We start from the raw sequence: 10669 nt of genomic DNA, 5'->3' as shown, positions 1-10669 counted from the left end.
GGTGTTATGCCTCGCCGGACAAATGCCATGAATGAAGTAACTGCAATGAATGCTCCTGTAAAAGCCGTTCCAACCTTGCCAGACGCGCAAACCGTCACCGAGGTGAAGCACTGGACGGACCGCCTGTTCTCTTTCCGCGTCACCCGTCCCGCATCGTTGCGCTTCCGCTCCGGTGAGTTCGTGATGATTGGCCTCATGGGTGACCCCGATCCCGTGTCAGGCAAGCAAAAACCATTGCTGCGTGCGTATTCCATAGCGTCCCCTAGCTGGGATGAAGAGTTGGAGTTCTACTCCATCAAGGTGCAAGACGGGCCGCTGACCTCGAAGTTGCAGCACATCAAAGTCGGCGACGAGATCATCCTGCGCCCGAAACCCGTTGGCACGCTGGTCCATGATGCGCTGCTGCCTGGCAAACGGTTGTGGTTCTTCGCCACCGGCACGGGCTTCGCGCCTTTCGCCTCCCTGCTACGCGACCCGCAGACTTACGAAGACTATGACGAAGTGATCATCACCCACACCTGCCGCGAAGTGGCGGAGCTGGAATATGGTCGCCAACTGATCGAAGAAATCCGCAGTGACGAGTTGCTGGGCGAGCTGATCGGCGAGGACAACCTCAAGAAGCTGGTCTACTACCCGACGACAACGCGAGAAGAGAGCCCCAAGATGGGCCGCGTCACGGACAAGCTGCGCTCCGGTGAGCTGTTCGCGGATTTGGGTGTGCCACCGATGACCCCAGAGACGGACCGCGCGATGGTCTGCGGCTCCATCGGGCTGAACATGGATCTTAAGGAAATCTTCGAAGGTTTCGGGCTGGAAGAAGGTGCCAATAGCGATCCAAAGCACTACGTTGTCGAAAAGGCCTTTGTTGGCTAAACCGCTCTACAGCATAAATAAAATACGCCGCGTCGGATGATCCCACGCGGCGTTTTTTTTAGGTAACGTCTGGCCCCAAGCAGGGATCAGACATTACGGCAAGGATTACATACCCATTGCCGCTTTGATGTTGTCGAGAACGCCAGACAGCATTTCAGGGTTGTCTTTGGCTTGGTTCAGACCGGTTTTCAGTGTGGTCTTGGTCAAGGCGCCCAGATCAGAGCTATCAACCATTTCAACCACCTTGTCGTAGTTGAAACCGTCAACTGTCAGCAGATCGGACATACCAGCCATTGAGCCGGTGTCGGTAGCGGCTTCAGTGCCGGTCACCGCGTCGGTTGCTTCTGCGGTCGTATCGGCAACAGCGTCGGTTGCGTCGCTAGCAGCATCAGCGGTTGCGTTCGCAGCGTCAGATGCGGTGTCAGCGACAGCGTTCGCAGTATCGGCAGCCGCATCGGTCGCAGCTTCGGTTGCTTCAGCAGCGGTGTCCGCGGCGGTGTTTGCAGCGTCGCTTGCAGCGTCAGTGGTTGCTTCGACGGCGTCGGATGTTGCTGTTGCAGCTTCGTTGGCAGCTTCGGTGGTTGACTCAGCAGCGTCAGATACAGCGTCAGTTGCGGCCTCTGTGGCCTCGGCTGCGGTATCAGCAACAGCGTTGGCAGCGTCCGAAGCAGCGTCGGTCGCAGCTTCGACTGCTTCGCCAGCGGCTTCTGCAGCACCTTCCGCAGCGCCCTCAACAGCGTTCACAGCATCTGCAGCAGCTTCGGTTGCGCCCTCGACGGCACCCTCAACAGCGTCGGACGCTGCGTCGGCTGCTTCCGCAGCAGCTTCAGATGCACCTTCAACAGTTTCGGTCACGGTGTCGCTGGCGGCTTCGGCAGCCTCGGATGCGGCTTCAGTGGTGGCTTCCACGGCACCTTCAACAGCAGTTGTGGCGTCACCGGCTGCCTCTTTGACAGCGTCCATGGCGTCGCCGTCCTTGTTCATCCAAGCATATCCGCCCAGCCCGAGCAGCGCGAGCACCACAATGACAATAATTCCACGTTGCATATTTCTAATAGTCCCTATGTTTGCGCGGGGAACGCCCCGCTTGCTGCGGTGAGCTATGCCATAGAGTTGTCGGTTACAACGGGATTTCACCACTGTTTTTCCCCGTCTTGGCGAAATGGGCGGAAAACCGACTTGTAGGACGGGCTGCGGCCCTCTATTTTGGCAACTCGAAACACCTGTAACAAAAGAAGGACTTCAGGCCATAGCCCGCAGACCACACAATGCGCCACCCGTGCGTGAAACCGGACCGCGCGTCAACGACCGCATCCGCTCTGATGAAATTCGCCTTATTGGCGCAGAAGGCGAAAACGTGGGCGTAGTCACGCCCGCCCGAGCAATGGCCATGGCAGAAGAAGCCGGGCTTGACCTCGTCGAGATATCGCCAAACGCCAGCCCGCCTGTTTGCAAGATCATGGATTTCGGCAAGTATAAGTACGAAACCCAGAAGAAAGAGGCCGAGGCCCGCAAGAAGCAAAAGATCATCGAGATTAAAGAGGTCAAGTTTCGTCCGAATACGGATACCAATGACTATGATGTGAAAATGCGCAATGTTTTCAAGTTTCTGGAAAACGGAGATAAGGTGAAAGTCACCTTGCGTTTCCGTGGTCGCGAGATGGCTCACCTTAACCTTGGTCGCGAACTTCTGGAACGCGTTGCTGACGACATCGAAGGCAAAGGCAAGGTCGAGAACTTCCCCAAGATGGAAGGTCGCCAAATGATCATGCTGATCGGCCCGATGAAAGCCTGATCTATCCGATTTGTTTGATTTTGAGAGCCCCGAGGACCCGCTGGTCGTCGGGGCTTTTTCTTATCTAGCTTCGTTTTGGATTGCGCGGGTGCGGGCGCGTCGGAATTTCCTTTAGCAGCCCGCCGACCCCCATGCCCATGATGTCTTCGGGCCGCACTTGAACACCGCAAATCACCCGCTCCAGCACCCAATCCGCACCGTTGAGAGCAGGTGAGCGCGCGCATCCCGGCATTCCGATCACCGGCCGACCACCAAGCTCGCCAATAAAGAGCAGGTTTCCGGGATCAACCGGCATCCCGAAATGAGCAACCGAGCCGCCCGCTCTTCTGACGGCTTCAGGCGCTGTATCGCGCAGATCGGAGGTGGCGGATGCCGTGAGTATCAAGATTACATCCCCGTCCGCTCGCTTCAGGGCTGCTGCCAATGCGGATACGTCATGGGCGCATTGTATAGGGGTGTCCATCTCGGCCCCGAGTGCTTCCACCCGATCACGAATGGCAGCCTCCCCTTTGGAGGCCAATGGCGAGGCGAGCACCGTTTCAATGAAACTCGCGCGTCGCAAACTGGCGACTGCCAGACGCAACGCCGAACGACCCGCGACTTGCGTCTTCTCCAGCGCTTGCTCGGGCACGCCGTAGGATATGATTTTCACCGTGGCCACCATACCACCTTGCCCCATACGATGAAGTTGCGGCACCGTCGAAACGGTGATCATCGGGTGGATCGCATTCAGCGTATTGATTGCGTCAGCATCAATCTCAACCACGCCAGGGGCGGAGGCGAAAATGTTGCAACGCCCTGTGCCAACGGGGCCAAGCGTCAGATGCGCAGCCGCCTCGTCCGGCACCAAGGCCTGCGCGAGGCGCAAGGCCGCATCGTCTTCATGCACATCCTCAGCGTCAAGCCGCGCAACAGTGACTTCATACTCCCCCGCCGCGACAAGCTGGTCGATTTGGGGCTGCTGCAGGATCACGCCCTTGCGCAATCGCTGCCCCGCAACCTGAACGGAGTGCGCGAGGATTGCACCGTGCGCGTTCTGCGTTGGAACTGGGCCGAACTCCATCAGCCTTGCCGCAATGTCTGGATGATCTGCGCCATGATGCTTACCGCGATTTCTGCGGGGGACTTGGCGCCGATATTCAAGCCAACCGGCGCATGAATGCGCGCGATCTGTGCTTCGTCAAAACCGGCCTCGACAAGTCGCGCCACGCGTTTGGCATGCGTTCGGGTAGATCCAAGGCAACCAAGGTAAAAGCAGCTCGATCTCAATGCCGCCTGAATGGCTGGATCATCCAGCTTCGGGTCATGGGTCAGCGTCACAATAGCGGTTCGGGCATCAATGCCGACCGCATCAAGGGCGGCGTCGGGCCAATCGTGAAGCAGAGTCGTCTCCGGGAACCGCTCCGCGCTGGCAAAGGCTTCGCGCGGGTCAATCAGAACCGGCGCAAATCCGGCGGCGCGCGCCATCGGCAGCAAGCTTTGGGCGATATGCACGCCACCGATCACAGCCATCCGCAATGGGGGGTTGTGGATGGCAACAAAAAGACTGCCCTCGAAGCCAGACTTGTCAGACTTGAACCTCTCAGGAAATGAGTCTGGCCCGACCAATTCGCGCACCCAGCTTTCCGTGTCGACCGTGTAGGCAATCGGCGTGGACGCCGCGCGAGCCTCTACGAGTTGAGCCAACAAATCTTCGGAAATCGCGGCCCCGACCGGCTCCACCAACACACGGATCGTGCCGCCACAGGCCAGCCCGACTGCGAAGGCCTCATCGTCAGACACGCCGTATTCCAGCAGGCGCGGTTTGCCGTCATCCAAGGCGTCCATCGCCTCGACCACAACGGCCCCCTCGACACAGCCGCCAGACACGGAGCCCATGATATCCCCATGCCCTGAGATCGCCAGCTGAGAGCCGACGGGGCGCGGGGCAGACCCCCAAGTTTCGACCACTGTCGCCAAGGCCGCACCTGTGCCCGCGCGGTGCCACTTTAGGGCGATGGCCGGGATGTCGTTGAGGTCAGTCGTCACGATATATCCTCGTCAGAAAACAGTTATTTCGAGCAGAGCGTGCATCAATGTAGGCCACATCTGCGCGCTCGAAAAGCGCCGTGGCGTAGTCCTCGATCTGATCCGCGGAGGTGATCTGGCCAGTCCCGTAGATGATACGGTTGTCTGCGGAATAGGCTTTCAGCAAATAATCGGGGGAGCTGGTCAAGATGGGCGGTGCGCCTGCCCCTTCATACGGCGTACAGGCCTCTGCACATAGAAAAATCGGGCCCAGCTCGGCATAAGGTTGTGGCTCTGGGAAGGGGCGCGCGGCCAGAATCAGCATATAAGCGCCATCGGGCACTTGGCCAAGGCAACATCGGCAAGGCGAGCCGTGGCCGTCACTTGTGGAAACTTCGGCCTTTTGCCCATTGGCATCAGGGCCGCCAGCCCGCACGGCATCGACGAAGGCTTGATCATAGGGTGTGTAGCGCATGGGGTTCTCCTTTTCCTGCGCCCAGTCTGGCGTTGACCAATCATCGAATCGACCCGCTTCTTGCGCTAAAGAAGCGCCATCAGGCGGGCTTTCTCGCCCGCATCATCGGGTCGGGAGATCGCCTCGGCCAACGCTTCCAGTGCGGCAATGTTGTGGCCTGCGCGAAAGCTGTCGACATGGGGCAGCATCGCCTTGATGCCGCGTGCTTTCGGAGCGAATTCCTCCCACCTTAAAAGCGGGTTTAACCATATGACCTTCTTGGCACTGAGATGCAGTCGCTTCATCTCATGCTCCAATGCGGCGGGATCGTCGCGGTCAAGCCCGTCAGTGATCAGCAACACAACTGCGCCGCTTCCCATCACGCGCCGCGACCAGTCGCGGTTGAACTGGTGCAAGCACGTGCCGATCTTGGTGCCACCTTCCCAATCCTGCGCCTGCGCGCCTGCGGCAGCGAGTGCCGCGTCCACGTCGCGGGTCGCCAAATGGCGGGTGATGTTGGTGAGTTGCGTGCCAAAGGTAAACGCATGCACTTTGGCCCATCCCGCGCCCTTTTCATTGCTGACCGCATGCAAGAAATGCAGCACCGCGCGGGAATATTGCGACATCGACCCCGAGATATCGCAAAGCGTCACCAGATTGGGCCAGCGTTCGCGGCGGGCTTTCAGCGCGAAGTTCTGCATTTCGCCGCCCTGTCGCATCGCCGCGCGTAGGGTCGCAGGCCCGTCAATCAGCGAGCCGTTCGGATTGAGACGTGTTCGGCGGGAGACCAGCGGCCTAACAGGCAAGGTCAGCTTGGCGAGCATTCGTTTCGCCGCAGCCATCTCTTCGTTGCTCATCAGCTCAAAATCAAGCGACCGCAGCCGTTCCTCGCCGGACATGGTACGGGAGGCGTCGATCTCGATCTCGGTCTCCTCGCTTTCCTCTTCCGCCTCCGGCAAGTCGCGTTTCACACCGTCCAGCAAAGCCTCCGCCGCGCGCTTCTCGGCGGGCTTTGCCTTTTGCTCCTCCTGCACGCCCCGGATCATTGGGCTGAGGGCTGCGATCATGTGTTCCAGATAACGCGGGTCTCGCCAGAAAAGCCGGAAGACTTGGGAGAAGATCGTACGGTGTTCCGGCCGAGACACGAAGCAGGCCTGAAGCACATAGAAAAAGTCGGCCTTACGGGTAAACCCCGACGCCTCCACCGCGCGGATGGCGTCAATCACACGCCCTGTCCCCACAGGAATACCCGCTGCACGCAACGCGCGGGCGAACCATGTGATGTTGTCAGACAACTTGCCGCTGTCGGGAATTTCTAGGGGTGGGAATTCAGCCATCTGTCCAATCAATCCGAAGGGACCACTGCGACTTCATAGTCGCTCGTATTGACTGGATAGACCGAGTGCACCTTCAAATATATCCGATCTTCAAAGTCAGATTTAATCTCAAGATACTTGGCCCCTTCCGAGGTCTTGATCCAGCCCTTATGCTCCTCACGGGCGTTATATAGCTCCAAGCGGACTTCGTATCCGCGCACATGCTTCAACATGACTTGATCACCGACAATGCCTCCGTCGGGCACTAAGATCACAAACCAGTCCGGCTTGTCCTTGATCACAGTGCCTTTCGCACGCTGTCCCAACGCAAGTGCGTTCGCTTCGAACGCCCCGTCGTTCGGCTCCACCTCTTCAATCATCGCACCGTCAGCTATAACAATTGGATTGGCAGGTTGCGTCTCAGCAGGCTGATTGCTTGGAGCCCTAGGGCTGGATGGCGCGTTCGGCACAACCGCAATCGGCACATTTGGTTCAATCTTTTCCTTCACGAACAGCGGGAGCGACATGAAGGCGGCGCCGACCAAGAATACAAGAAGACCTGCGGAGGAGCTTTCGAATTTGAGCCCGAAAAGCTCGATCTTCGCGGCACCTTCTGGTTTGGGACGCAAAAGCAGGTAAAGGCCGACGCCTGCAAAAACAGCGCCTGCAATCATCAAAATTATCAATTTCGTGCTGTCGAGGGTTTCGAAACTCATGGGCCCTCCCGTTCAAATATGCTGCCAGCTTACCCTTGATATGGCTTTCGCACCAGTTTTACGCGTCTGCCAGTTCCTCGCGTACCTCTTCGAGAATGCGCTTCGCCTCGGAGCCTTGGATTTTCTGGATGTCGTCTTGGTACTTCAATATCGCGCCAAGGGTGTCGGCGATGACCTCTGGGCTCATTGCGATGACGTCCAGCGCCAGCAGGCATTTTGCCCAATCGATGGTTTCGGCGACACCGGGGGATTTGAACAAATCCTCCTTGCGCAGCTTTTGCACGAAGCCCACAATCTCTTGGCTCAACGCCTCCTGCGCCTCGGGCGCGCGCGCGTGCAGAATTTCCATCTCTCGCTCGAAATCCGGGTAGTCCACCCAATGATAAAGGCAGCGCCGCTTCAGAGCGTCATGCACTTCGCGGGTGCGGTTGGAGGTCAGGATCACGATCGGAGGCTCGGCCGCTTTGATCGTACCAAGCTCTGGGATCGTGACTTGGAAATCGGAAAGCGCTTCCATCAAGAACGCCTCAAACGGCGCGTCGGTGCGATCCAGCTCATCAATCAGCAATACCGGCGGGCCACCCTCTTGGGGCTGCATGGCTTCCAACAGCGGGCGGGCGGTCAAGTAGTCGTCGGAAAACAGTTCGGCCTGCAATGCATCACGATCAGCCGATCCGGTCGCTTCCGCGGTGCGGATCGCCACCATCTGCGCAGGGAAGTTCCATTCATAGACGGCGGAAGACGCGTCCAACCCTTCGTAACACTGCAAGCGGATCAACCGACGGCCCAATGCGGCGGCGATGGCCTTCGCGATCTCGGTCTTGCCGGTCCCAGCCTCGCCCTCCAGAAACATCGGGCGCCCCAGCTTCAGCGATAGGAAAACCACGGTCGCCAATGCCCTGCCGCAGATGTAATCCTGCTTGGCCAGAAGTGCGATGGTGTCGTCGATCGACTGGGGTAATGGGGTCATGGGGTCTCCTCCGTGCGCCATAGCTGCATCTACCATCCCTGCCGTCAAGCATTGCCCCGCACCAAGCGCGACTATAGTCTAAGTCGAACCCTTCAATTGGAGTTGCCCGATGAACGTTACCACCCCGATTTCCGCAAAAGACGCCCCAGACATGGCCCGTTTTGATTGGGAAGATCCGTTCCGGCTAGAGGATCAACTGACCGAGGACGAGCGCATGCTGCGCGACGCGGCCCGCAGCTTTGCCGAAACGGAACTGGCACCAAAAGTAATCGCAGCCTACCGCGAAGAGACCGTCGATCCAGGTATGTTCAAAGCGATGGGGTCCGCTGGCCTGTTGGGCCTGACTGTGCCGGAGCAGTACGGCGGCTTGGGCGCGTCCTATGTGACTTACGGCCTTGTCGCGCGCGAAATTGAGCGAGTGGATTCGGGCTACCGGTCGATGATGTCGGTGCAGTCGTCGCTGGTGATGTATCCGATCTATGCCTACGGCTCTGAAGAGCAGCGACAGAAATATCTGCCCGGTTTGGCGTCTGGCGATCTGATCGGCTGTTTCGGCCTGACCGAACCCGACGCAGGCTCCGACCCAGCTGGTATGAAAACCGTCGCCAAGAAGACCGACAGTGGCTACGTGCTGAACGGCGCAAAGATGTGGATTTCCAACGCCCCATTCGCAGATGTATTTGTGGTCTGGGCAAAGTCCGAAGCCCATGGCGGTAAAATTCGTGGCTTTGTGCTTGAGAAAGGCATGGACGGCCTGTCTGCGCCCAAGATCGGTGGCAAGCTGTCCCTGCGCGCATCCACTACGGGCGAGATCGTTATGAAAGACGTGGCCGTTGGCGAAGATGCGCTGCTGCCCAATGTCGAAGGCCTGAAAGGCCCGTTCGGTTGCCTGAACCGTGCGCGCTACGGCATTTCTTGGGGTGTGCTGGGCGCCGCCGAGTTTTGCATGCACGCCGCCCGCCAATACGGGTTGGACCGCAAGCAATTCGACAAACCTCTGGCGCAAACGCAGCTCTATCAAAAGAAGCTGGCGGATATGTTGACCGAGATTTCGCTGGGTCTTCAGGCCTCTTTGCGCGTAGGGCGTCTGATGGACGAAGGTCGCGCCGCTCCAGAGATGATCTCGATCGTCAAACGCAACAACTGCGGCAAAGCACTGGATATGGCGCGAATGTCGCGGGACATGCATGGCGGCAATGGCATTCAGGAAGATTACCAGATTATGCGCCATATGCTGAACCTTGAGACAGTGAACACCTATGAGGGCACACATGACGTCCATGCGCTCATTCTGGGGCGCGCCGTCACGGGGCTTCAAGCGTTCTTCTAAGGCGTGGGTCATATTTGATGCGGTGCATGGGCGGCCATCTGGTCGCCCATTTTACGTTTCTCACTCCGCTCCAAATAATTCTGATTGTTTTAGTCGGAAACACTTGCATCCCCTGCTGGATGTAGTAACCAATCAAAACAGTAAGAAATAACAAACCCAATTGGATCGCTAAAAATGACCAAAGCTACCACCACCCTCCCGTTGATAATTGCAGCCACCTTTGGCGTCGCCTTGCCGGCTTTCGCCGCAGAAGAGCTGAACCTCTATTCCGCGCGCCACTATGATACGGACGAGCAACTCTATTCCGACTTCACCAAGGCCACCGGCATCACCATCAACCGCATCGAAGGTCAATCCGACGAATTGCTGACACGCATGGGTGCCGAGGGCGCGAACTCTCCCGCAGATATTCTGATCACTGTAGATACCTCACGCCTGAAACGCGCCAAGGATGCGGGCGTCCTGCAATCCGTAGAGAGCGAAATTCTGGAAGCCGCCATTCCCGCGAACCTGCAAGACAGTGACAACCAGTGGTTCGGCATTTCCCAACGCGCGCGGATCATTTTCTACGACAAAGACGCCGTGGCCAACCCGCCAAAGACCTATGCCGATCTGGCCGATCCGGCCTACAAAGGCATGGTGTGCATCCGCTCTTCGAGCAACACCTACAACCAGACTTTGCTGGCCGCGATCGTCGAGCATGAGGGTAAAGAAGCTGCAACGGCATGGGCGCAAGGCGTGGTCGACAACATGGCCCGCTCCCCCCAAGGCGGCGACACGGACCAGCTGCGCGGTATCGTCTCGGGTGAATGCGCGATTGCCGTGTCCAACACCTACTATTTCGCGCGCGCCCTGCGCACTGACGTCGACGGCGTCTCGCCCCAGGTCGACCGCATCGGCTGGGTCTTCCCGGATCAGGACGGCAATGGCGCCCATGTGAACTTGTCGGGCGTCGGCGTGGCTAAACACGCCCCGAACCGCGAGAACGCTGTGAAGTTCCTCGAATACCTCGTGTCCGAGCAAGCGCAGCGCTACTTCGCAGACGGCAACGACGAATACCCCGTCGTGTCAGCCTTCAAGGGTAACGACGCCCTGCAACAACTTGGCGAGTTCAAGGCTGACGAAGTGGATTTGTCCGCAGTCGCAACCAAGCTGCCCGTGGCGTTGGAAATTTTCAATCAGGTAGGCTGGAAATAAGCGTCTTCTAT

At 58.4% G+C, this 10669-nt stretch carries 11 protein-coding genes; 4 read left to right on the top strand and 7 right to left on the bottom strand.

The genetic code is table 11. From position 1 onward, the window contains the following. Positions 1-27 precede the first annotated feature (27 nt). The gene (locus BM352_RS10910; RefSeq protein WP_090216667.1) at positions 28-873 is read left to right on the top strand and encodes a ferredoxin--NADP reductase; all 846 of its coding nucleotides are present in this window, start codon (positions 28-30) and stop codon (positions 871-873) included. Between the two features lie 105 nt (positions 874-978). Here the strand turns inward: BM352_RS10910 and BM352_RS10905 are convergent, their stop codons facing one another. Then, positions 979-1920 carry a hypothetical protein gene (locus tag BM352_RS10905; RefSeq protein ID WP_090216665.1) on the bottom strand — a complete coding sequence of 314 codons (942 nt, stop codon included), beginning with the start codon at positions 1918-1920 and terminating at the stop codon, positions 979-981. A 232-nt stretch (positions 1921-2152) separates the two neighbouring features. Between BM352_RS10905 and infC the strand changes: the two genes are divergently transcribed. Further along, positions 2153-2668: a translation initiation factor IF-3 gene (gene infC / locus BM352_RS10900; RefSeq protein WP_245780975.1), complete on the top strand. Its 516-nt coding sequence runs from the start codon at positions 2153-2155 to the stop codon at positions 2666-2668. A gap of 64 nt (positions 2669-2732) precedes the next feature. Here infC and BM352_RS10895 read toward each other — a convergent pair whose 3' ends face one another. The 6 genes from BM352_RS10895 to BM352_RS10870 form a co-directional block, all read right to left on the bottom strand. Then, complete coding sequence (locus BM352_RS10895; RefSeq protein ID WP_090216661.1) at positions 2733-3731, bottom strand: molybdopterin-binding protein; 999 nt, start codon at positions 3729-3731, stop codon at positions 2733-2735. Further along, on the bottom strand, positions 3731-4696 hold the full coding sequence (locus BM352_RS10890) for an XdhC family protein (RefSeq protein WP_090216659.1): 966 nt from the start codon (positions 4694-4696) through the stop codon (positions 3731-3733). Before BM352_RS10890 ends, BM352_RS10895 begins: the two co-directional genes overlap by 1 nt. Further along, complete coding sequence (locus tag BM352_RS10885) at positions 4686-5150, bottom strand: DUF1203 domain-containing protein (protein ID WP_090216657.1); 465 nt, start codon at positions 5148-5150, stop codon at positions 4686-4688. Before BM352_RS10885 ends, BM352_RS10890 begins: the two co-directional genes overlap by 11 nt. A gap of 65 nt (positions 5151-5215) precedes the next feature. Continuing rightward, the gene (locus BM352_RS10880; protein WP_090216654.1) at positions 5216-6466 is read right to left on the bottom strand and encodes a vWA domain-containing protein; all 1251 of its coding nucleotides are present in this window, start codon (positions 6464-6466) and stop codon (positions 5216-5218) included. A gap of 8 nt (positions 6467-6474) precedes the next feature. Beyond that, positions 6475-7161 carry a hypothetical protein gene (locus BM352_RS10875; protein WP_090216651.1) on the bottom strand — a complete coding sequence of 229 codons (687 nt, stop codon included), beginning with the start codon at positions 7159-7161 and terminating at the stop codon, positions 6475-6477. A gap of 58 nt (positions 7162-7219) precedes the next feature. Next, the gene (locus tag BM352_RS10870) at positions 7220-8131 is read right to left on the bottom strand and encodes an AAA family ATPase (RefSeq protein ID WP_090216649.1); all 912 of its coding nucleotides are present in this window, start codon (positions 8129-8131) and stop codon (positions 7220-7222) included. Positions 8132-8240: 109 nt separating this feature from the next. On the opposite strand from BM352_RS10870, the gene BM352_RS10865 reads away from it, so the two are divergent. Further along, positions 8241-9461, top strand: coding sequence for an acyl-CoA dehydrogenase (locus BM352_RS10865; protein ID WP_090216646.1), 1221 nt, complete (start codon positions 8241-8243; stop codon positions 9459-9461). Between the two features lie 174 nt (positions 9462-9635). Further along, on the top strand, positions 9636-10658 hold the full coding sequence (locus tag BM352_RS10860; RefSeq protein ID WP_090216644.1) for an extracellular solute-binding protein: 1023 nt from the start codon (positions 9636-9638) through the stop codon (positions 10656-10658). Positions 10659-10669 lie beyond the last annotated feature (11 nt).

Origin of the sequence: Litoreibacter janthinus (assembly GCF_900111945.1) — a bacterium.
In the GTDB taxonomy this organism is placed as follows: Bacteria; Pseudomonadota; Alphaproteobacteria; order Rhodobacterales; family Rhodobacteraceae; genus Litoreibacter; species Litoreibacter janthinus.
This window is presented reverse-complemented; position numbering and strand designations above follow the sequence as displayed.